The sequence below is a fragment of the Cupriavidus sp. GW823-FHT06D04 genome (genome assembly GCF_058795055.1).
In genome coordinates, this window is record NZ_JBXAHL010000006.1 from 18,941 (window position 1) to 40,669 (window position 21,729).

Below are 21,729 nucleotides of genomic sequence, written 5' to 3' on the forward strand. Positions count from 1 at the left end.
ACGCAATGCGTATATGATTTACGCAAAATAGAAACACCGGTGCTGTACACCGGGCTGACCAACAAGGAGACAAGCCCCATGCCCCGCCCCCACTTCAAGCGCCTGGCCATTGGCGCCCTGGCGCTGCCGATGCTGGCCGCCATCCCCGCGCACGCCGCCGAAGCCTAGCCCGCCAAGCCGATCCGCTGGATCGTCCCCTACGCCGCCGGCGGCGGTTCGGACTTCCTCGCGCGCACCATCAGCCAGGGGCTGTCGGCCAAGGTCGGCCAGCCGGTGGTGGTGGACAACAAGCCGGGCGGCAATACCGCCATCGGCGCGGCCGAGACGGCGCGCTCGGCCGCCGACGGCTATACCGTGCTGTCGGCCGACAACGGCACACTGGTGTTCAACCCCGTGCTGTACAAATCGCTCTCCTACAACCCTGGCAAGGACCTGGCTCCGGTGACGCTGCTGGGCCGCTTCCCGATGATCCTGGTGGTGGGCGCGACCAGCCCGGTCAAGAGCGCCAAGGAGTTCATCGCGCAGACCAAGGCCACCCAGGGCGGCATCAACTACGGCTCGGCAGGCGCGGGCAGCCCGCACCACCTGGCGATGGAGCTGCTGAAGGTGGAAGCCGGCCTGTCGATGACGCATGCCCCCTACCGCGGCGCCGCGCCGGCGCTGTCGGACGTGGCCGCCGGGCAGGTGGTGGCGATGATGGTGGACTACGCCGCCGGCGCCGGCTTTATCAAGGGCGGCAAGGTCCGGCCGCTGGCGGTGGCCAATGCCACCCGGCTGCCGCAGTTGCCTGACGTGCCGACCTTTGCCGAGCTGGGCTACCCGCGCGTGGAAGCTGCCGCGCTGGTGGGCATGGTGGTGCCGGCCGGCACGCCGCCGGAGGTGGTCAACACGCTGAGCAAGGACGTGGTCGCGGCAATCCGTGAGCCCGCTGTCAACAAGCGGCTGGTGGAATTCGGCGTAGAGCCGGTCGGCAACTCGCCGGCGCAGTTCAGCGAGCTGCTGCGCAGCGAGTCCACCCGCTGGACCAAACTGATCCGCGACCTGAAGATCACGCTGGACAACTGAGTCCGGCGGCAACACCGAATGGCCGTCCGGCCCTGACCGGACGGCCCTGTTTTTCGCCAGGAGTACGCAGTATGGCCAAGCCCTCCCCCAGCGCCGCGCGCAGCGGCTGCCCGATCGACCACAGCGCCTTGACCGCGCCCAACGGCTGCCCGGTCAGCCACAACGCGGCGCAATTCGATCCCTTCGGCGACGGCTACCAGCAGGACCCGCCCGAATACGTGCGCTGGTCGCGCGAGCAGGAGCCGGTGTTCTACAGCCCCCCGCTGGGCTACTGGGTGGTCACGCGCTACCAGGACATCAAGGCGATCTTCCGCGACAACCTGACCTTCAGCCCGTCGATCGCGCTGGAGAAGATCACGCCCACCGGCGACGAGGCCAATGCCGTGCTGGCCTCCTATGGCTACGCCATGAACCGCACGCTGGTCAACGAGGACGAGCCCGCCCACATGCCGCGCCGGCGCGCGCTGATGGCACCGTTCACGCCCGCGGAACTGGCGCACCATGAGCCGCTGGTGCGCCGCCTGGCGCGCGAGTATGTCGACCGCTTTATCGACGATGGCCGCGCCGACCTGGTCGACCAGATGCTGTGGGAGGTGCCGCTGACCGTGGCCCTGCATTTCCTGGGCGTGCCCGAAGAGGACATGGACCTGCTGCGCCAGTACTCCATCGCCCATACCGTCAACACCTGGGGCCGGCCGAAGCCGGAGGAGCAGGTGGCTGTGGCGCATGCCGTGGGCAACTTCTGGCAGCTGGCGGGCCGCATCCTCGACAAGATGCGCGAGGATCCGTCCGGCCCGGGCTGGATGCAGTACGGCCTGCGCAAGCAGAAGGACCTGCCCGAGGTGGTCACCGACTCCTACCTGCATTCAATGATGATGGCCGGCATCGTCGCCGCGCACGAGACCACCGCCAATGCCTCGGCCAATGCCATCAAGCTGCTGCTGCAGCATCCGGATGCGTGGCGCGAGATCTGCGACGATCCATCGCTGATCCCCAATGCGGTGGAAGAATGCCTGCGCCACAACGGCTCCGTCGCCGCATGGCGGCGGCTGGTGACGCGCGACGCCGAAGTCGGCGGCATCCGCCTGCCGGCAGGCAGCAAGCTGCTGATCGTCACGTCTTCGGCCAACCATGACGAGCGCCATTTTGCCGATGCCGATCTGTTCGACATCCGCCGCGACAACGCCAGCGAGCAGCTGACCTTTGGCTACGGCTCGCACCAGTGCATGGGCAAGAACCTGGCGCGCATGGAGATGCAGGTCTTCCTGGAAGAACTGACACGCCGGCTGCCGCATATGCGCCTGGCCGGGCAGACCTTCACCTACGTGCCTAACACCTCGTTCCGCGGCCCGGAGCACCTGCTGGTGGAATGGGACCCCGCGCAGAACCCTGAGCGCCGCGACCCGGCGTTGCTCAGCGTGCACCAGCCGGTGCGCATCGGCGAGCCGTCCGCCCACACCATCGCCCGCACGGTGGTGGTCGAGTGCGTCACGCCCGCCGCCGACGGCGTGGTCCGGCTGCGGCTGGCGGCGCCTGACGGCAAGCCGCTGCCGCGTTGGGCGCCGGGCTCGCATATCGACGTGGAATGCGGCGATACCGGGCTGTCGCGCCAGTATTCGCTGTGCGGCGATCCGGACGACGCCGCGGCGCTGGAGATTGCGGTGCTGCGCGACCCCGACAGCCGCGGCGGCTCGGCCTGGGTGCATGGCAGCGTCCAGGCCGGCGACCGCCTGCACATTCGCGGGCCGCGCAATCACTTCCGTTTCGATGAAGGCTGCAAGCGCGCCATCTTTATCGCCGGCGGCATCGGCATCACGCCGGTCAGCGCGATGGCGCGGCGCGCCCGTGCGCTTGGCATCGATTACGAGTTCCACTACTGCGGCCGTTCGCGCCAGGCGATGGCGATGCTGGATGAACTGCAGGCCCTGCACGGTGCGCGGCTGCAAGTCCATGCCAGCGATGAAGACCAGCGCGCCGACTTCGGCAAGCTGCTGGCGCAGCCCGACCCGCGCACCCAGATCTACGCCTGCGGCCCGCAGCGCATGCTGGATGCGCTGGCCGAGTGCTGCGCGGCGTGGCCGGAAGATGCGCTGCGCGTGGAGCACTTCGTATCGAAGCTGGGCACGCTGGATGCGTCGAAGGAGCAGCCCTTTACCGTCGAGCTGAAGGACTCCGGCCTGGTCATGGAAGTCCCGGCCGGCCAGACCCTGCTGAGCGCGCTGCGCGGCGCCAATATCGACGTGCAGAGCGATTGCGAGGAAGGCCTGTGCGGGTCCTGCGAGGTGCGCGTGCTGGCCGGCCAGGTCGACCATCGCGACGTGGTGCTCACGCGCAGCGAGCGCGAGGCCAACCAGCGCATGATGGCGTGCTGCTCGCGCGCCTGTGGCGGCGGCCGGCTGGTGCTGGAGCTCTGAACGCCCGCCCGTCAGGCGGTGGCGTTGAAGGCGTCGTGGTATTGCACGCTGCCCGCCGGATAGCCATCGTCGAACGCCAGTGCCTGGAAGTACTCGGGCGGCACGCCGTCCAGCACCAGCCCGGGCCGCGCGGCAAAGCCGAAGCGGCCGTAGTAGGCGGGATCGCCCAGCAGCACGCAGCCGGCGGCGCCAAGACGGCGCAGGTCAGCCAGCGCCGCGTGCATCAGCTGTGAGCCGATGCCCTGCCCCTGCAGGTCCGGCGCCACCGAAATCGGGCCCAGTCCGTACCAGCCGGTCGCGCCGGATGAGACCGTCACCGGCGAAATCGCCACGTGTCCCACCAGCCTGTCGCCGGCCTGTGCGACCAGCGACACCGTCAGCTGGCCGGCGCGGCGCAGCGCATTGACGACGAACGCCTCGGTGTGGCTGGTGTGCGGCGCCGTCAGGAAGGCGGCGGTGGTCAGCTGCGCGATGGCGTCGGCGTCGGACGGCGACTCTGGGCGGATCTGCACGGACATGGCGGGACTCGGGACTTCGATCAGGTCCTAGGAACCCGGATTCTACGCTCCCCGTTCGCACGCATGCCGCGGCCGCCAGGGCAAGCCACCGTTGCGCCGTAGGACAACGCCTGACAACGGCAGCAACGCGCCAAGGCTAAAGTAGCAGCGCGAACCCCAAGGCAATCCCGTCCCCGTTGTGTCATGCGCCCTGCCCCTGCTGCCCCCGCTGCCCCCGCCGTCCCCGATCGCCATCCTTTGCGCCATGCCGCTGTGTGCCTGGGCCTGTCCCTGCTGGCTGCGCCACTTGCCGTTTCCGCCACCGTGGCTGCCCCGCCTGCGCCGTCCCCGCCACTGTCAGGGCTGGCCACGCTGCTGCTGGGCACCGTGCGCGGCAAGCCGACCGGCATGAACGGCGTGACCCGCCTGACCGCGGGCGATGTCGACCGTGAGCTGCGCATGGCCTGCCAGGAGCTGATGCGCGCCGGCCCGCTCGACCTGGACGACACCACCCGCTTCGACGGCTGCGTGACGCGGCCGGGCAAGATCGTCGAGTTCCAGCTGAAGGTTTCGGGGGTGGATGCCGCGCGTGACGATACCCGCGCGTTCATGGCGACGGCCAAGCCGATCCTGGAGCGCGGCATCTGCCGCAACCCGGATGTGCCGGTGCTCGGCAAGCTGGGGGTCAGGTTGCGCTACCACTACGTGGCCGGGCAGAAATCGCTGGTCTTGCTGGATATTCAGCCCGACCAGTGCCTGAAGAAGTGAGGCCGCCGCACGCGCGGCGGTTCAGGATCCTTTGCCGCCGCCCAGCACCTCATCGCAAACCGCCAGCCACGCCCGCGCCGCATGCGACAGGTAGCGTCCCGGCGACCAGATATGCGCCATGGTCCAGTCCATTGCCGGCTCGGTCAGCCGAGCCATGGCCAGCGTGCCCTGGCCCTGCAGGCGCTCAGCCAGCGGCTGTGGCAGGAAGGTAGTGCCCAGCCCCGCCGCCGCCATCGACGCCAGGAAATCCCAGTGCCCGCTGCGCGCCACCACGCGCGGCTCGATGCGTGCTTCCAGAAATGCCTGCCGCAGCTTGCGCGTCAGCGAGAAGTCATCGGTCAGCATCACCAGCGGCTCATCGCGCAGCGCCGCCAGCGTGACGGTGCGCCCGCGCGCCCAGGCGGCCTTGCGCGGCCCCACGGCCCAGATCGGGTAGCGGCCGAACTGGCGCGTTTCCAGCGCCAGGCCGCTGTCGCCCGGCAGCACCGTGGCGCCGACTTCGAGCTCGCCACTGGCCACCAGTTGCTCCACCACCTGCCCGCCGTGTTCGTCCAGGGTCAGCAACAGGTTGGGATAGCGCTGCCGGAAGGCGCTGACCGCCGGTGAAAAGAACAGGTTGACCATCGGCGGGATCCCCACCGTCAGCTGCCCCCGGCCCAGCGAGGACAGGTCGGACACCTCCAGCGTCAGCCGGTGCACCACGCCCAGCGCCTCCTGCCCGCGCTCGTAGACCACGCGGCCCACGTCGGTCAGCCGCACGCTCTTGCCTTCACGGATCAGCAGCGGCTGGCCGACCTCGTCCTCCAGCTGCTTGACCATCTTGCTGATGGTCGACTGGGTGACGAACAGCGAGGTCGCGGCCTGGGTAAAGCTGCGCAGCCGGGCAGTCTCGACGAAATAGCGCAGCGCGCGGATATCGATGGGCATGGTGCTGAGGGACGGCGGGCGTGCTGCCTGCAGGCCGCTTGCGCCATCCATGAACAAAGGGAATGGAAAGACCAATATTAAATCATGAATGGAATGCGAAAGGTTTGGCTACACTTCGCTTCCACACATCGCCCCCGCCCAACTGCGCCGCCAAATGAAGCGTGGAGCGGCAGGCCGCGGTGTGCCCTCAACTCCTCCTGAAGACCCCGCTCCATGGCTAGCTGGCCGAATGCACGACAGTGGCTGTTCTCGCTGAAGGCATTCGCCGCCGCGATGCTGGCGCTATATATCGCGCTGGCGCTGGGCCTGCCGCGGCCGTACTGGGCCATGGCGACGGTGTACTTTGTTTCCCATCCCCTGACCGGCGCCACCCGTTCCAAGGCGGCCTACCGCGTGGCCGGCACGATGCTGGGTGCCACCGCCGCGGTGGCCACGGTGCCGCAGCTGGTCAACATGCCGATCGTGCTGATGGGTGCAATCGCGCTGTGGATCACCGTGCTGGTATACCTGTCGCTGCTGCAGCGCACGCCGCGCAGCTATGTTTACCTGCTGGCGGCCTACACCCTGCCGATCGTCGCGCTGCCGGCCGTCAGCGCACCGGCGCAGATCTTCGATATTGCCGTGGCCCGGATCGAGGAAATCGTGATCGGCATCGTCTGCGCCGGGCTGGTGGGCTCGGTCGTCTTCCCGGCCAAGGTGGCGCCCGCGCTGCGGTCCCGCGCCGCCACCTGGCTCGCCGACGCGGCGGCCTGGGCATCGGACATCCTCGCCGGCAGCCCGCGCGCCGACGACAGCCGCCACCGGCTCGCCGCCGACATCCTGGCGCTGGACCAGCTGGTCAGCCAGCTGGCCTATGACACCGAGGGCAGCCACACGCTGCGCCATGCCCGCGCGCTGCGCCAGCGCATGACCATGCTGATGCCGCTGCTGTCGTCGCTGGAAAGCGTGCTGCAGGCGCTGCGCAGCCATCCGGACGGCATGCCGCTGCCACTGCGCGAGGCCCTGGCTGCGACGACCGCCTGGCTGGCGACCGATGCTGCCACGCCGCCTCCGGTCGCCACGGGCGGCTGGCTTGCCAATGGCTGCACGGGCGAGGTCGACTGGCAAGCCCGCCTCGCTGCCACGGCGGCGGACCAGCTGCAGCGCCTGGGCACCTTGTACTCTGAATGCCGGGCGCTGCAGCAAGGCATCGGCGACCGCAGTGCCGGCGCGCCGATGCGACGCGGCGACCCGGCCCCGGAGGCTGCCGGCCATCACCACGACCACGGCATGCTGCTGTTCGGCGCCATGTCCAGCGGCCTGGCTGTTTTCTGCGCGGGGCTGCTGTGGATCTTCTCGGGCTGGGAGGACGGCGCCGGCGCGGTCGCGGTGGCATCGATCGCCTGCTGCTTCTTTGCGGCCATCGACGAGCCGCGCCGCATGGCCGGCGCCTTCCTGCGCTGGAGCACGATCTGCCTGCTGGTGTCGTCCGGCTACCTGTTCCTGGTGGTGCCGCACGCGCACACCTTTGAAGCGCTGGCCGCGATGCTGGCGCTGCCCTACCTCGGTATCGGCCTGCTGATCGCGCGCCCGGGCTTCCAGTTGATTGCGATGCTGCTGTCGGTGAACACGGCGTCGTTCGCCAACGTGCAGGCCGTATTCGATGCGGATTTCCTCGGCACCTTCAATACCTGCCTGGCCAGCGCCGCGGCAATGCTGTTCGCGCCGCTGTGGTCGATGGCGGTACGCCCGTTCGGCGCGCGGGCGGCGGCGCACCGGCTGGTGCGCGCCAGCTGGCAGGACCTGGCCCAGGCCGCCACGCTGCGCGCGGCCGATGGTGATGCGCGGCTGGGCGCGCGCATGCTCGACCGGCTCGGCCAACTGGTGCCGCGGCTGGGGGCTGCCGGCGATCCCTTGTCGTCCGATGGCTTTCATGCGCTGCAAGTCGGCTACTGCGCGCTGGCGCTGCAGAAAGCGCTGCCGGCCTTGCCGCCCGCGGCGCGCAAGCCGGTGCGCCGCGTGCTGGCCGCGGTGGCCCGGCATTTCCGGGCACGGCTGCGCGCGGGCCATGCCGTGCCGGCGCCGGCGGGACTGGCCGGCTGGGTGGCCGACGCCATCGCCGGCGTGGCCGCGCTGCCCGCAGGTGGCCGCTCTGACCACCGCGGCACGCTTGGCGCGCTGGTGGTGCTGCAGGTCACGCTGCAGCCTGGCCCGGCGGCTGCCCGCTGATCTCCCCAACTTTCCGCTGCCGCCGAATGCTCAGTGAAATCGATCTCTATGGCGTCTTCGTGCCAGGCGTGCTGGTGCTGATGGTGCTGGCCTTCGCCGTCACTACCGCGATCCGCATGGTGCTGGCCGCGCTGGGCTGCTACCGGCATATCTGGCACCGCTCGCTGTTCAATCTTTCCCTTTATGTGATCGTCCTTGGCGCCGTGGCCGCAGTCTTTGTCGCGGTGCCGGGACTGCCTTCATGACCTTCCGACTCCGCCCCCTGCTTCCCTTGCTGCCAACGCTGCTGGCCGCCATCGCCGCCCTGCTGGTGCTGCGCCACCTGTGGGACTACTACACGGCCGCGCCATGGACCCGCGACGGACACGTACGTGCCGACATCATCCAGGTGGCGCCCGATGTGTCCGGGCTGGTCACGCGCGTGCTGGCGCGCGACAACCAGCGCGTGCAGCAAGGCGAAGTCCTGTTCGAGATCGATCGCGACCGCTACGCGCTGGCCCTGCAGCAGGCACTGGCCACGGTAGCGACGCAGCGCGCCGCGCTGGCGCAGGCGCGACGCGAAGCCGCGCGCAACCGCAATCTCGACGGCCTGGTTGCTGCCGAAGTCGCGGAACAGGGGCGTGCCCGCGTGGAGCAAGGCGAAGCCGCGCTGGCGCAGGCCGAAGCCGCGGTGCGGCTGGCCCGGCTGAACCTGGAGCGCACCAGCGTGCGCAGCCCGGTGGCGGGCTACCTCAACGACCGGCTGCCGCGCCTGGGCGACTATGTCTCGACCGGCCGCCCGGTGCTGTCGATGGTCGACGCCGGTTCCTTCCACGTGGAAGGCTATTTCGAGGAAACCAAGCTGCACCGGATCCGCATCGGCAGCCCGGTCGACGTGCATATCATGGGCGAGCCCCGGCACCTGCGCGGGCACGTGCAGAGCATCGCCGCCGGCATCGAGGACCGCGACCGCAGCGCGGGCTCAAACCTGCTGCCCAACGTCAACCCGACCTTCAACTGGGTGCGGCTGGCACAGCGCGTGCCGGTGCGCATCGTGCTGGAGGACGTGCCCACGGATGTGCGCCTGGTCTCCGGCCGCACCGCGACTGTGGCCGTTCGCGAAGCTAGGCGCGACGATGACGCCAGCCGCCGCGCGGGGCCGCGGTCGTGAGGCCGCGCCGTCTCTGGCTGGCGTGCGCCGCGGCCTGCCTGTGCGCCTGCACCACCGTGGGCCCGGACTATCGCGTGCCCGATCATGCGGCGGTGCGCACGCCCGCGGCCAACGGCCCGTTGCAGGGCGCCGAAGCGCACGGTGTGGCCATCGCGCCCGTGCCCGACGACTGGTGGCGGCTCTATGACGACGCGCGGCTCGACCAGCTGGTCGAACAGGCGCTGGCCGCCAACACCGACATCCGCGCCGCCAGCGCCAACCTGCGCCGCGCGGTGGCGCTGCTGCACGAGGTGGAGTCCGAGAACCTGCCCCAGGGCGGCGCCAGCGCCAGCGCATCGCGAGCGCAGCTGTCGGCCGAGAGCTTCCTGCAGACCACCAAGCCACCGGTATTCAACCTGGGGGACTTCGGTTTCGGCGTGTCCTACCTGATCGACTTCTTCGGCAAGCTCGCCCGCGCCGACGAGGCCGCGCTGGCCGGCGCCGAAGCCAGCGAGGCCACGCTCGACATGGTGCGCATCACCGTGGCAGCACAGACCGTGCGCGCCTACGTGCAGGGCTGCGCCGCCACGCATGACCTCGCCGCCGCCACGCTGCAGCTCGCGGTACAGCAACGCACGCTGGACGCCACCGGCCGCTTGGTCGCCGCCGGCCGCGGCGAGCCCGCCGACGCAGCGCGCGAGCGCGCCCGCACCGAAGCGCTGCGCGCTGCCTTGCCAACGCTGGAAGCCGCGCGTAGCGCCGCCCGCCACCGGCTGGCGCTGCTGCTGGGCAAACCGCCTGCGGCACTGCCAGAGGCCGAGGTGGACTGCTATGCGGAACCCACGCTGCGTGCGCCGCTGCCCGTGGGCGACGGCGCCGCGCTGCTCAGGCGCCGGCCCGATATCCGGCAGGCGGAACGCGAACTGGCCGCGGCCACCGCTCGCATCGGCGTGGCCACGGCGGACCTGTATCCATCGATCCGCATCGGCGCCAGCGCCGGGCTGACCGGCGTGCTGAGCCACCTTGGCAGCGGCCCGACGGCGCGCTGGAGCGTGGGGCCGCTGCTGAGCTGGTCGCTGCCGACCAACGGCGTGCGCCATCGCATCCACGGGCATGAAGCCGCGGCCGACGCCGCCCTGGCGCGCTTTGACGGCGCGGTGCTGCGCGCGCTGCAGGAAACGGAAACGGCGTTGTCGGCCTACACGCGTGAACTGGAACGACACGAAGCCCTGCACGCGGCGCGTGAACAGGCCGCCGAAGCAGCGCGGCTGCAGCGCCGCCTGCAGCAGGCGGGGCGCATCCCGTACCTGGCACGCCTGGACGCCGAGCGCACGCTGGCCGATGCAGAGGCCGCACTGGCTGCGTCTGAAGGCCATGTCGCCGCGCGCCAGGTTGACCTGTTCCTCGCGCTCGGCGGGGGTTGGCAGGCCGCGCGCAAGGTGGCTGACGCCAATGCGACTGGTGATGAAAAAAACGACTGATCTTTCGACGTTTAAATCATCACAGGAATGGATCAGCCTGACTAAACTTCGTCCTGTGCCGCGCGCTTCCCACGCGACGGCACCGCCCAAAAGGCGAACCCGGACGGCGCGGGAGGCAGATCCGCCATCCCCGCGCGGCCCCTCGCGGGCCATGCCGTCCACCTACCCAAAAACAGCAGACATGCATAAAAACGCTCTCAAAGCCCTCCTTGCCACGACCCTCTCGATCGCAGCACTCGGTGCCGCCGCACTGGCCAGCCCTGCCATGGCGCAAGGCCTGAACGACCGCGGCGTCGCCGCCGACCGCTACGGCTACAACCTGCACAACGGCAAGCGCGACCCGTTCACCGACGGCGCGCACGTCAATGGCAAGCGTGACCCGTTCACCGATGGCGCCCGCGTCAACGACCGGCGCGACCCCTTCACCGACGGCGCCAACCGCGCTGCCGCCGCCATGGAAGTGGCGGGCATGGACCGCAGCGGCGTGTCGGCACCTCCGGCCCATAGCGGCTCGCGCGCTTCGGCTGCCGCCTGACCGGCGCCTGCTCGCGCCACGGCAGCCGCCGTGGCGTGTCGACGGGGCGCACGGCCCCGTCTCTTCTCCGTTGCTCCTGAAGACCCTCATGAAAACCATCCTGTTCGCGCTGCTCGGCCTTGGCGCCCTGGCCGCGTCTTTTCCCGCTGCCGCCGGTCCTGACTGGGCTGTGATCGAGCGCGGCCGCGCCGCTGCCAGAACCGCTGCCGAGCGCACCGCACAAGCCCGCAATGCCACGCCTTGCGCACAGGCGGACGTTGCCGCGTCGGCGGCTTCGCCGGTTACATCACGCTGAGTACTACTGAGGTGCGCGCTCCGGTGCTAGATTGAGAAGGCGTGCCGCCGCCAGGCGCCGGCCGTGCCTGACAAGCCACCCCACCAGAAGAGCGAGGAGCCGCGCATGTCCCTTCCCCATCTTGCATCCGGACAGATCGCCAGCGTGCTGCCACTGGGCACACGGCTGGACCAGACCGCCACCCAGGCCCTGTTCAAGGAAGGCCCGCTGGAAGTGATGCGGCTGGTGCTGAAGGCGGGCAAGCATGTGCCGCCCCATGCAGTGGATGGCCCGATGACCGTGCAATGCCTGGAAGGCGAGGTGCGCGTGCGGGTGGACGGCGCCGAGCGCCAGCTGCACCAGGGCGACCTGCTCTACCTGGGGCCGAGCGTGCGCTACGACGTGACCGCCATCTCCGATGCCTCGGTGCTGGTCACGTTGGTCCTGCCCGGCAGCCGCTGAGTCGTCCGGCCTTACGCCACGACAGGCTGCCAGCGCGCGCTGGCGGCCACAAAGGCATCGATCAGCGCCGCCACCGGCTCGCGGCGCAGTGCCGATTCGCGCACCAGCACGCCTACGTCGCGATAGAGCGGCCCGCCCGCCAAGGGCGCCTGCACCACGCCCGCGGACTGCTGCAATGGCACCAGTTCGGACGGGATGATGGCGCAACCCAGGCCCGCTGCCACCATCTGCAGGATCACCGCAGGCTCATCCAGCTCCATCCCTTCCCTGACCCATAGCCGCTGCCGCTTCAGGTAGCCGTCCACCAGCTGCCCGCCGGTGCTGTGGCGGTTGTAGCGAATGAACGGAAGCGTCTCCAGCAGCGCGCGCAGGTCTGCAGGCGCGCCGGCGGGACCAATGCCAACAAAGCCCTCGCGCACCAGCGGCACCCACTTGAGGTCTGGCGGAAAGCCCAGCCGCGGCCGGATCAGCACGGCGATGTCCAGCTCGCGCGCATCCACCTGCGTCAGCAGCTGGGTGGACATGCCCGGCACCACATTGACGTGCGAGTCCGGAAAGCGCCCCCGGAAATGCCGCATCGCATCCGCCAGCAAGGTGGCCTGGACCGTAGACACCGCGCCCAGCTCCACCGGCGCGGCGTCGGCGTGCGGGCCGGCGCGGTCCTTCATCGCGGCATAGAGCTCGACAAAGCGCCGCGCCTCCGGCACCAGCCGGCGCCCGGCTTCGCTGAGCGCGACCGACTTGCCGGTGCGATCGAAGAGTACGCAGTCCAGGTCCTCTTCCAGCCGCCGGATCTGCGTGCTGACGGCCGACTGCGTCAGCGCCAGCCGCGCCGCGGCGGCGGAAAACGAGCCAGTCTCGGCGGCCACTAGGAAGGTCTGGAAGTAGCGGATCATCTATCGAAAAGTCTGATGCTCAGAGCAAAAATGATTCGCTTCATATTACGGGTTGTGCTGGCTACAATCAACGCGCAGGCCAACGCCTGCCCGCATACCGACCCCCGACAAAGGCCCCCCGCATGAGCGCGACTTCCTCTATCCCCCTGTTCCACCTGGCTTTCCCCGTGCGCGACCTGGCCGAGGCAAGGCGCTTCTATGGCGACTTGCTTGGCTGCCCCGAAGGGCGCAGTTCCGAGGCCTGGGTGGACTTCAATTTCTATGGCCACCAGGTGGTGGCGCACCTGTCGCCCGAGGAATGTGGACACCGCGCCACCAGCGCCGTCGATGGCGATGACGTGCCGGTGCGGCACTTCGGCGCGATCCTGCCGATGGCCGAATGGGAGGCCCTGGCCGAGCGGCTGCGCGCGGCGGGCACGCAGTTCGTGATCGAGCCGCATGTGCGCTTCAAGGGCCAGGTTGGCGAGCAGGCCACCATGTTCTTCCTGGACCCGTCGGGCAATGCGCTGGAGTTCAAGGCCTTTGGCGACCTGAGCCAGGTGTTTGCCAAGTAAGGCTGCGCGCGGCCGGGCTATGCAATGCGGCGCATGGCCTCGCGGATCGGGTCGGACTCGGTCGGGCGCACCAGCCGCGCCACTTCCCGCCCGTCGCGCAGGAACACCAGCGTCGGCCACAGCTTGATGTGAAACGACCGGCCAAGCCGGCGCCCGCTGCCGTCCTCGATCTTGAGATGGCGCAACGCCGGATGCACGGCAAAGGCCTCGGCCAGCGCCGGCTGGGCGCGCTGGCAGTAGCCGCACCACGGGGCGCCGAATTCCAGCACGGTGGCGCCCGGCAGCGCATCCACTTCCGTGCGGGTCGGCTCGGTGGCCGCGTATTGTTGGGTCATGGGCATGGATCTGGTCCTTTCGCGATAGCTGGCACTGATGCCATCCGCATGCCTGCCAGATTCGTTCCAGCGGCAACTCCGGGCAGGCACCGCGCAAAGAGGATGCCCCAGACCGGCCCGGCTGTGTAATTTCTACGCCGCCGTGGCGATTTCCCACCATGCCGGCAGCAGCTCGCGCACTTCGGCCGCGGCAAAGCGGTCGTCGATCAGATAGACCACGCCCTGGTCCTGCTGCGTGCGGATGACCCGGCCTGCCGCCTGCACCACCTTGCGCAGCCCGGGATACAGGTAGGCATAGGCATATCCCTGCCCGAACACCTGCTGCATGCGCGCGCGGAACTGCTCGTTGACCGCGTTGAACTGTGGCAGCCCCAGCGTGGCAACGAAGGCGCCGATCAGGCGCTCGCCGGGCAGGTCCACGCCTTCGGCAAAGGCGCCGCCCAGCACCGCAAAGCCGATGCCCTCGCCGCCTTCCGCAAACGTATCCAGGAACGCCGCCTGCGCGGCTTCGTCCATGCCCCGCGACTGCACCCAATGCGGGATGTCGGGGTGAGACTGAGCGAAGCGGGCCACGGCTTGTTGCAGGTATTCATGGCTGCTGAAGAACGCCAGGTAGTTGCCGCGCCGCGCGCGGAACTGGCCGGCCATCAGCGCGACGATGGCCGGCAGCGATTGTTCGCGCCGCGCATAGCGGGTGGAGATGCGCGCTGCAATCCGCACCGACAGTTGCTCGGCGCGGAACGGCGATGGCACTTGCACCCGCGCGCAATCGGCAGGCAAACCCAGCGTATCGAGGTAATAGGCGGCAGGATCGAGCGTCGCGGAGAACAGCGTGACCGAATGCGCGGCGGCAAAGCGCGGGCGCAGGAACGGGGCCGGGATGACATTGCGCAGGCACAGCCACGCATGGTGGCCGCGGCCGCTGCGCGGCACGCGCTGGATATCGAACAGCGAATGCGCGTCGAGCTGCTCGGCCAGGCGGCCAAAATGCAGCGCATCGAAATAGAAGCGCTGCAGCGCCGGATCCTGCGCGCCTGGATGCTCGGTCATATGCGTCAGTGCCGCCGCGCAGCATTCGTCCAGCGCGCGGCGCAAGGCGGCGGGCACTTCGGGCAGGACTTCGTAGGCGTCATCACTCTGGCGCGCCAGCGTGCTCCATTGTCGGGCCAGCCGCGTCAATGGCTTGCGCACGACGGCCGGCGCGCTGCGGCGCACCTCGCGCAGCGATTGGGGGTCGAGTTCCGCGGTGTACATGGCGCGGCCGCGCTCGACCAGGTTGTGGGCCTCGTCCACCAGCACGCTGGCGCGCCAGCCATTGGCCGCGGTCAGCGCGTACAGCAACGCGCTGCGGTCGAAGTAGTAGTTGTAGTCGGCCACCACCACGTCGCTCCAGCGCACCAGTTCCTGCGACAGATAGTAAGGGCAGATCCCGTGTGCCAGCGCCAGCGTGCGCACTGCGGCGCGGTCGCGCACCGGCACGCCGCGCGCGGCTTCGCGTGCTGCCGGCAGGCGGTCATAGAAGCCGCGCGCCAGCGGGCAGGACTCGCCATGGCAGGCCAGCTCCGGATGCTCGCAGGCCTTGTCGCGGGCCACCAGCTCCAGCACATGCAGCGGCTGCGCGCCATGGCCGCGCAGCGCATTGGCGGCGTGCAGCGCCACGCCGCGCCCGGTGGAGCGGGCCGACAGGAAGTAGACCTTGTCGATGCCCTGCCCCGGCATGGCCTTGAGCACCGGGAACAGCGTGCCGACCGACTTGCCGATGCCGGTGGGCGCCTGCGCCAGCAGGTGGCGGCCCGCGCGGTTGGCGTTGTAGACCGCCTGCGCCAGTTCGCGCTGGCCCGGGCGGAAACCCTGGTGCGGAAAGGCCAGCTGCGCCAGCGCGCCATCGCGTGCCTGCCGATGGGCCAGTTCCGCCTGCGCCCAGTGCAGGAACTGCTCGCAGGTCTGCACGAAGAAGGCTTCAAGCGCCTGCGCAGTGAAGTGCTCCGCGACCGGGTGCTCGCGCTGGCTGATGATGTCGAAATAGACCACCGCGATCTCCAGCCCGGGCAGCCCCAGCTTGCGGCATAACAGGCAGCCGTAGACCTTGGCCTGCGCCCAGTGCAGGTGGCGGTGGTTGTCCGGCACGGCGGCATCGCCGCGCACGGTCTTGATTTCTTCCAGCCGGTTGGCGGCGGGATCGTAGCCATCGGCGCGGCCGCGCACATGCAAGGGGCCGAAATCGGCGGCAAGCGCCACCTCGGCCTGGTAGCCCTCCACGCGCCGGCTGGTCACTACGGCATGCCCGGCCACGCCCTCCTGCGACGATGGCGTCGGCACGAAGCGCAGGTCCAGGTCACCCGCCTTGGCAGTGAACTCGCACAGCGCGCGCACGGCCACCACGTAGGCCGGAGCGGCTGGCGTGGCAGGCGGGGCTGGAATGGGCGGCGGGACGGCAGACACAGGAACGGGGCGCGGCAATAACTGTATGAATATACAGTATCACGCAAGGGCGTTACCGCGTGACGGCCGCTCCGGCATAAGGAAAGAGCAAAACGTTATTTCCATGTGCCCCACCCGCCGCTCTATATTGTCTGGCTTACAAGACAACAACTACCTGCCGGCAAGCCGGCGGCGGACCATGACCGGAGCACAACCTTGACCCGCGGCATCACCCTTGGCGACACCCTCTCCTGGCCCGCGCGCTATCTGCCGCGCAAGACCGCGCTGGTCAGCGGCATCGGTGCCAGTCGACGCGCGTGGACGTATGCGGAGCTCGATGCCGAGGTCAACCGCCACGCGCACGCGCTGCAGTCGCTGGGGATCGGCAAGGGCGACGTGGTCGCGGCCTTCCTCTACAACACCCCGGCCTTCGTCTTCACGCTGCTGGCCACGGCGCGCATTGGCGCGGTCTACAACCCGGTCAACTACCGCCTGGCTGCGCAGGAACTGGCCTACATCCTGAACGATGGCGGCGCCAAGGCAGTGCTGTTCGAGCAGGAAGGCGCGGGCGTGGTGGAGAAGGCCGCCGAACTGGCGCCAGGCACCGCGCTGCGTATCTATGCCGACCCCGATGCCGCGCCCGCCTTCGCCACGCACCGGCTCGACACGCTGGCCGCGGGCCAGCCGGCCACGCCGCCCGCGGTGACGGTCCATGAAGACGACCCCTGCATCCTGATGTACACCAGCGGCACCACCGGCCGCCCCAAGGGCGTGGTGCACACCCATCGCAGCAAGCTGCAGCATAACGCGATGATGCACCAGGCCATGACGCTGTCGCGCGAGGACGTGGGCCTGTCGGTCGCGCCGCTGAACCATACTGCCGAGCTGCATACCAGCTTCCTGCCCCGCCTGCAGGTCGGCGCGACGCAGGTGCTGCAGCGCCGCTTCGACGCGGGCGAGGCCTGGCAACTGGTGGAAAGCGAACGCGTCACGCATTTCTTTGCCGCCCCAACCATGGTGGGCATGCTGCTGAACCATCCGGATGCCGACGCACGCGACGTGTCTTCGCTGCGGCTGGTCGAATACGGCGGCGCATCGATGGCGCCGCACCTGATCCGCGAGTGGGACCGCAAGGTCGGCGCCGGGCTGGTGCAGGTGTACGGCACCACGGAGATGGGCCCGTGCATGTCGGTGCTTTACCCACATGAGCAGCTGAGCCACGCTGGCTCGGCAGGCCTGCCCGCGCTCGGCCATGAACTGGTGGTGGCCAGGCTGCGCGACGACGGCGAGCCGACCGACCCCTTGCAGCCGTGCGCGCCGGGCGAAGTCGGCGAAGTGCTGGTGCGTGGCCCCTGCATGATGCAGGGCTACCTGAACCGCCCGGATGCCAATGCGCGCGCGCTCGCGCACGGCTGGTACCACACCGGCGACCTCGGCAGCCTGGATGCGGACGGCTACCTGTGGATCCGCGACCGCATCGACTACATGATCAATTCCGGCGCGGAGAACGTCTATCCGCGCGAGGTGGAAGACGCACTGATCGAACACCCAGCCGTGCTGGAGGTAGCCGTGCTGGGCGAACCCGATCCGACCTGGGGCCAGGTGGTCGGCGCCTATGTGGTGACGCGCGGCGACGCACCGGTCAGCGCGGCGCAGCTCGACGCCTTCCTGCTGCAGGGTGACCGGCTGGCAGCCTACAAGCGCCCGCGCCGCTATCACTTCCTGGACGCATTGCCCAAGACCACCAGCGGCAAGATCCAGAAGCACATGCTGCGCGCCGGCGCCACGGCCTGAGCCTCAGACTAGGCGCGCGTCATAATGCCAGCGGCGCAGCTTGACGTAGGCCAGCCGCGCCGCGTCGGGGTGTGCCGGGTTGACCAGCACGTTGTGTTCTTCAGGGATGACGATAGAGGGCACCAGCAGCAAGGCGCTGGTGCCCGCGGCGGTCCAGGCTTCGCCGGTGTCGAGGCTGGTCTTGCCGGCGGGAATGGCATCCCATCCAACGGGGGCGGTGTCCGCGCTCAGTTGCTGCGCCGCCGCCCATAGTTCGTCAGGGATGTCGATCCGGACCAGGTAGCGGTTCAGTGGCAGCCCGCCCGCGCCCAGGTGGACCAGCGTTTCCAGGCAAGCCAGCGCGATGCTGGACGCCGCATAGATCAAGGGCGTGCCCTGCCGGTTCCAGCGCCCGCCGGTGGCCTTGGCGCCGGCGCCGCTGGCATCGTCCGCGGTGTAGTCTGGGGTGTCGGTCGCGATCCGCCAGGCTGGCCTCACGCGTACGCCCCGCTCTGCATCCTGGCCACTAGGTCGGAAACGATGCGCTGGCCGGCGAGCGTATCCATCAGCTCAGCGGGGCGGCGCCCGCCCAGCGCCGGCGACGGCTGCTCCAGCCACTGCGCCACCCACTGTGCCGCGCTGAAACCGCGCGGATCGCCCGAGCTTTCCACCAGCGCCTGGACCTGCCCGACCAGCCGCGCCATGCCCAGCACACGCTCGCTCTGCTCGCTCGACAGGTTCTGGTGCGCCCGTGCCTTGCGGTCCACAGTGGCGCGCGGCAAATCCAGTGTCTTGATCAGCTGCTCCTTGGTCGTGCCCATGGATTCGGCCAGGCGGGTCAGGTCTGAAGCCGGCACGCCTTCACGAATCGCGCGGATGACCGACATGGCACCTTGCGTCGACAGGCTGGCCTCATAGACGGCGACATAGTTGTTGACGCTCAGCTCGGGCGGTGCCGGGCGTTCATGAGCCAGCGGATAGCGGCCTTCGGGAGTGAGCGTGAGCGGCATGGCAGACCTCATCAAATGAGCATTCAGTATAGCTCAATTGACAAAAGCCGCCTGCGCACCCGCCATGCATCCGTTGGTGGTTGCCCTGCCAGGCGCACTATAAGCCCCGCGTGTACCGCCGGCTGCCCTTGCCGGCGGCCAGTGCAGCGCGGGCCGGCCGTGTGCGGCGGACTGCCGGACTGGCGGGGCCGGCGGCGGCCGTGGATGCGGCATCCGCCTGGTCGCGATACTCGGCCAGCAGGCTTTCCCGCTGCCGCACCCGTTCTTCCAGCACGGCGAGCGTCTGGCCAAGGCGTGTCATCTCGCTGCCCTGGCGCGACGCGGCCTCGGCGGCACGCGTCAGCCGCTCAACGGCCGCCTTGCGCTCGGCTTCCAGCAGCTTCTGGGCTTCCCTGGCCGCCACGCGCGCGGCATCCAGCTCCAGCGCCATGCGGCGCTCATTGGCAGCGGCGCGCTGGGTCACGGTTTCCCGCTCTTGGTCCCACGCCGCCCGCTGCGCGGCGAAATCCTGCTGCATCGCGTTGTGTGCCAACAGCGCCGCGGCCGATTCTGCGCGCATGGTCTCCGCCTGTTGCTGCAAGGCGGCGGTCGCTGTTTCAGCACGCACGGCGCGCTCCGTGGCGTCGTCTCGGGCCCGTGTCAGTTCCGCCATGGCCGTCTCGGCCCCTTCCAGTCGGACCTGCATGACCTGGCGTTCCTGCGCCAGCGCCTCGCGCTCCTGCTCCAGTGCCGCCCGGGCCTCGGCCAGCGCCGCCTCACGCTGCACCAGCGCGGCCTCGGCCGAAGCCTTGGCCACCTGCAGCGCCGCTTCCCACAGGTAGCGCGCTGCCTCCGTGACTGGCTCCGGGCATCCTGGTGCGGGCGCAAAGCCCTGTGGATCCTGGATACGTCCACCCAGCGCTGCAAACCAGGCATCCAGGTGCGGGCTGACCGTATTGGGCGAACCCCGCCCCAGGTGCAGGCGGATGCGTTCGATGGTGGGCCGCTGGCCGGCCTTGAGCAGGCTGTCGGCGGCCTGCCAGACGTCGTCTCGGGTAATGCCACGGCTGCGGAGGGTTTCCATAATGGGATCCGGCAAAAGTCTGTGAGGAAGACAAATAAGGTTCGATAATGGAGAGTTATCGGCTGTTATTTGTCTTTTCAGTATGATATATTACAGCATACATCATATTTAATATGGTAAAAACCCGAGAAGCCCACGAGGCCTACTTTCCACCGATCGCATCCGATGTCGAACTACCGGCGCCGCTTCGCCCGTCCGAACTGGATCCTCTTGCCGAGCAAGCGGCCAATGCCCTGCGCCGCGAAGGCGAATCCCAAAACACGGTGGCGAGCTACCGGTCCGCATTGCGCTACTGGTCTGCCTGGTATGCCCTGCGCTACCGGCAACCTGTGCGGCTCCCGCTCGCGCCTGCCGTCGTCATCCAGTTCATCGTCGACCACGCCACGCGCCAGACGCCGCAAGGCCCTGTCTGCGAGATGCCTACGGCCATCGACCAGGCGCTGGTCGCTGACGGATACAAGGCACGACCCGGCCCGCCCGCGCTGTCCACGCTGACCCACCGGCTGGCGGTACTGGCCAAGGCCCACCGTCTGCAGGCCCTGCCCAACCCCTGTGCCGAAGCTGCGGTGCGCGAACTGATGGCCGGCATCCGGCGTGCCTATGCGCGCCGCGGGCAGCGGCAGGCGCGCAAGGCGGCGCTGACCCGCGATCCGCTGCTGCGCCTGCTCGATACCTGCGATGACTCGCTGCGCGGCCTGCGCGACCGCGCGCTGCTGCTGTTTGCGTGGGCCAGTGGCGGGCGCCGCCGCTCTGAAGTCGCGCGCGCGACCCTTGAGCACCTCACCCGGCTTGGCCCGGGTGACTTCGTCTATGCACTGGGCTGGTCCAAGACCAACCAGTCGGGCAACGAGCACGCCGATACCGCCAAGCCCGTCACCGGTGCCGCCGGCCAGGCGCTGGAGGCATGGCTTGCGGCCGCCGGCATCAGCAGCGGGCCGCTGTTTCGCCGCATCCGCCGCGGCGGGCATGTGGCAGAAGCTTTGTCCGATGCGGCAGTCAGCCGCATCGTCAAGACGCGCTGCGCACTGGCGGGACTGGAGGGCGACTACTCGGCGCATTCACTGCGCTCGGGCTTTGTCACGGAGGCTGCTGCGCAACAGGTGCCGCTGGCCGAGACCATGGCCATGACCGGCCACGCGAGCGTGTCGACGGTAGTGCGGTATTTCCGCGCCGCGGACGCGCGGCGCTCGCGTGCGGCCGACCTGCTGGCGCAAGCGCCGCAATCCGCCGAAGGCGACTGACGGCGGCTTGCAACTGGCGCCAATCATGCCGCGCAGCCGGCGCAAATACGGGTATTTCGCTAGCTGGCAGCGCTGGCTCGGGCTGCGGGGGGTGCCTATACTGGCAGCGCGCCGCACAGTGCCAGGCATGGCCGGCCGCGCCCGGAGAATCCGGCAGGCAATCGCCACTGGCACGATGTGCAGCGGCGGCCCATGGGATGCCATTGCGCACCACCTGCCTGGACCGGAACAAGCAGAAACGCGGAGAAGATGGGGATGCCCAACGAACAATTCCTCGCCACCCAGGAAACCCGGCGCTCGGGGCTGAAAGCCCTGCGGGCTGCCTTGCTGCAGGTTCACAAGGAAGTCATCGGCTATGACAGGACCCAGTATGAGCGCCTAAACGGCCCGATTCCGGCTGGCCTGTTTGTGCAACTGGTGACTGAAGACAACTACTTCCGCTGGCTCGACCCGCTGTCGCGCCTGATCATCGAGATCGACGAAGAGCTGGAGGCCAAGGAACACCACGACGAAACCTGCCGAGCAGTCGGACGCGCCGCGGAAAGGCTGTTCAGCGACGGTTCTGACCCGGCCTTCCGCAAGCGTTACCAGGAAGCCCTGCAGGACGAGTCCGGCGTCATCGTGGCGCACGGACGGCTGATGTCGGTGATCGGGCAGCTGCGCCAGTTGCCATAGC

Annotated in this window: 21 protein-coding genes and 1 pseudogene; 14 read left to right on the plus strand and 8 right to left on the minus strand. The window is 69.2% G+C overall.

Annotation, left to right across the window (positions count from 1 at the left end):
* Positions 1-168: 168 nt before the first annotated feature.
* Positions 169-1,065, plus strand: a pseudogene (locus tag AC1Q7H_RS10840) (Bug family tripartite tricarboxylate transporter substrate binding protein); the annotation flags it as partial.
* 71 nt (positions 1,066-1,136) lie between these two features.
* Positions 1,137-3,479 (plus strand): cytochrome P450/oxidoreductase, encoded by a 2,343-nt coding sequence (locus AC1Q7H_RS10845; protein ID WP_492381304.1) that lies wholly within the window; start codon positions 1,137-1,139, stop codon positions 3,477-3,479.
* Between the two features lie 11 nt (positions 3,480-3,490).
* On the opposite strand, the gene AC1Q7H_RS10850 is transcribed toward AC1Q7H_RS10845, so the two are convergent.
* Positions 3,491-3,997 carry a GNAT family N-acetyltransferase gene (locus AC1Q7H_RS10850; RefSeq protein WP_013952909.1) on the minus strand — a complete coding sequence of 169 codons (507 nt, stop codon included), beginning with the start codon at positions 3,995-3,997 and terminating at the stop codon, positions 3,491-3,493.
* 183 nt (positions 3,998-4,180) lie between these two features.
* Here AC1Q7H_RS10850 and AC1Q7H_RS10855 point away from each other — a divergent pair, with 183 nt between their 5' ends.
* Positions 4,181-4,744, plus strand: a complete 564-nt coding sequence (locus AC1Q7H_RS10855) for a hypothetical protein (protein WP_153956210.1) — start codon at positions 4,181-4,183, stop codon at positions 4,742-4,744.
* A gap of 21 nt (positions 4,745-4,765) precedes the next feature.
* Here AC1Q7H_RS10855 and AC1Q7H_RS10860 read toward each other — a convergent pair whose 3' ends face one another.
* Positions 4,766-5,671, minus strand: coding sequence for a LysR family transcriptional regulator (locus AC1Q7H_RS10860; protein ID WP_041228863.1), 906 nt, complete (start codon positions 5,669-5,671; stop codon positions 4,766-4,768).
* A 213-nt stretch (positions 5,672-5,884) separates the two neighbouring features.
* On the opposite strand from AC1Q7H_RS10860, the gene AC1Q7H_RS10865 reads away from it, so the two are divergent.
* From AC1Q7H_RS10865 to AC1Q7H_RS10895, 7 genes are all read left to right on the plus strand, one after another.
* Entirely contained in the window at positions 5,885-7,879 is a 1,995-nt protein-coding gene (locus AC1Q7H_RS10865; protein ID WP_492381305.1) for an FUSC family protein, read from the plus strand.
* 26 nt (positions 7,880-7,905) lie between these two features.
* Positions 7,906-8,124 (plus strand): DUF1656 domain-containing protein, encoded by a 219-nt coding sequence (locus AC1Q7H_RS10870; RefSeq protein ID WP_013952905.1) that lies wholly within the window; start codon positions 7,906-7,908, stop codon positions 8,122-8,124.
* Positions 8,121-9,029: an efflux RND transporter periplasmic adaptor subunit gene (locus tag AC1Q7H_RS10875; protein WP_013952904.1), complete on the plus strand. Its 909-nt coding sequence runs from the start codon at positions 8,121-8,123 to the stop codon at positions 9,027-9,029. The genes AC1Q7H_RS10870 and AC1Q7H_RS10875 overlap by 4 nt, the downstream gene beginning before the upstream one ends.
* Positions 9,026-10,489, plus strand: a complete 1,464-nt coding sequence (locus AC1Q7H_RS10880; RefSeq protein WP_211981300.1) for an efflux transporter outer membrane subunit — start codon at positions 9,026-9,028, stop codon at positions 10,487-10,489. The genes AC1Q7H_RS10875 and AC1Q7H_RS10880 overlap by 4 nt, the downstream gene beginning before the upstream one ends.
* A 181-nt stretch (positions 10,490-10,670) precedes the next feature.
* Positions 10,671-11,024, plus strand: coding sequence for a hypothetical protein (locus AC1Q7H_RS10885; protein WP_249221282.1), 354 nt, complete (start codon positions 10,671-10,673; stop codon positions 11,022-11,024).
* An 88-nt stretch (positions 11,025-11,112) separates the two neighbouring features.
* On the plus strand, positions 11,113-11,319 hold the full coding sequence (locus AC1Q7H_RS10890; protein ID WP_153956212.1) for a hypothetical protein: 207 nt from the start codon (positions 11,113-11,115) through the stop codon (positions 11,317-11,319).
* A 105-nt stretch (positions 11,320-11,424) separates the two neighbouring features.
* Positions 11,425-11,760, plus strand: a complete 336-nt coding sequence (locus AC1Q7H_RS10895) for a cupin domain-containing protein (protein WP_013952900.1) — start codon at positions 11,425-11,427, stop codon at positions 11,758-11,760.
* Positions 11,761-11,771: 11 nt separating this feature from the next.
* Here AC1Q7H_RS10895 and AC1Q7H_RS10900 read toward each other — a convergent pair whose 3' ends face one another.
* Positions 11,772-12,656: a LysR family transcriptional regulator gene (locus tag AC1Q7H_RS10900; protein ID WP_013952899.1), complete on the minus strand. Its 885-nt coding sequence runs from the start codon at positions 12,654-12,656 to the stop codon at positions 11,772-11,774.
* A 122-nt stretch (positions 12,657-12,778) separates the two neighbouring features.
* Here AC1Q7H_RS10900 and AC1Q7H_RS10905 point away from each other — a divergent pair, with 122 nt between their 5' ends.
* Positions 12,779-13,210 carry a VOC family protein gene (locus AC1Q7H_RS10905; protein ID WP_010809388.1) on the plus strand — a complete coding sequence of 144 codons (432 nt, stop codon included), beginning with the start codon at positions 12,779-12,781 and terminating at the stop codon, positions 13,208-13,210.
* A gap of 17 nt (positions 13,211-13,227) precedes the next feature.
* Here AC1Q7H_RS10905 and AC1Q7H_RS10910 read toward each other — a convergent pair whose 3' ends face one another.
* Both AC1Q7H_RS10910 and AC1Q7H_RS10915 read right to left on the minus strand, forming a co-directional pair.
* The gene (locus AC1Q7H_RS10910) at positions 13,228-13,551 is read right to left on the minus strand and encodes a thioredoxin family protein (RefSeq protein ID WP_211981298.1); all 324 of its coding nucleotides are present in this window, start codon (positions 13,549-13,551) and stop codon (positions 13,228-13,230) included.
* A gap of 126 nt (positions 13,552-13,677) precedes the next feature.
* Complete coding sequence (locus AC1Q7H_RS10915; protein ID WP_211981296.1) at positions 13,678-15,987, minus strand: ATP-dependent DNA helicase; 2,310 nt, start codon at positions 15,985-15,987, stop codon at positions 13,678-13,680.
* 195 nt (positions 15,988-16,182) lie between these two features.
* On the opposite strand from AC1Q7H_RS10915, the gene AC1Q7H_RS10920 reads away from it, so the two are divergent.
* Positions 16,183-17,760 (plus strand): fatty acid--CoA ligase, encoded by a 1,578-nt coding sequence (locus tag AC1Q7H_RS10920; RefSeq protein ID WP_211981293.1) that lies wholly within the window; start codon positions 16,183-16,185, stop codon positions 17,758-17,760.
* 3 nt (positions 17,761-17,763) lie between these two features.
* On the opposite strand, the gene AC1Q7H_RS10925 is transcribed toward AC1Q7H_RS10920, so the two are convergent.
* From AC1Q7H_RS10925 to AC1Q7H_RS10935, 3 genes are all read right to left on the minus strand, one after another.
* On the minus strand, positions 17,764-18,237 hold the full coding sequence (locus AC1Q7H_RS10925) for an RES family NAD+ phosphorylase (protein WP_211981292.1): 474 nt from the start codon (positions 18,235-18,237) through the stop codon (positions 17,764-17,766).
* Positions 18,234-18,749 (minus strand): Xre family toxin-antitoxin system antitoxin, encoded by a 516-nt coding sequence (locus AC1Q7H_RS10930; protein WP_035823930.1) that lies wholly within the window; start codon positions 18,747-18,749, stop codon positions 18,234-18,236. The genes AC1Q7H_RS10925 and AC1Q7H_RS10930 overlap by 4 nt, the downstream gene beginning before the upstream one ends.
* Before the next feature lie 97 nt (positions 18,750-18,846).
* Positions 18,847-19,812, minus strand: a complete 966-nt coding sequence (locus tag AC1Q7H_RS10935) for a DNA-binding protein (protein WP_492381306.1) — start codon at positions 19,810-19,812, stop codon at positions 18,847-18,849.
* Positions 19,813-19,925: 113 nt separating this feature from the next.
* On the opposite strand from AC1Q7H_RS10935, the gene AC1Q7H_RS10940 reads away from it, so the two are divergent.
* Both AC1Q7H_RS10940 and AC1Q7H_RS10945 read left to right on the plus strand, forming a co-directional pair.
* Entirely contained in the window at positions 19,926-21,053 is a 1,128-nt protein-coding gene (locus tag AC1Q7H_RS10940) for a site-specific integrase (RefSeq protein ID WP_153956215.1), read from the plus strand.
* Between the two features lie 249 nt (positions 21,054-21,302).
* Positions 21,303-21,728 carry a hypothetical protein gene (locus AC1Q7H_RS10945; RefSeq protein ID WP_035823937.1) on the plus strand — a complete coding sequence of 142 codons (426 nt, stop codon included), beginning with the start codon at positions 21,303-21,305 and terminating at the stop codon, positions 21,726-21,728.
* The last annotated feature ends 1 nt before the right edge of the window (position 21,729 follow it).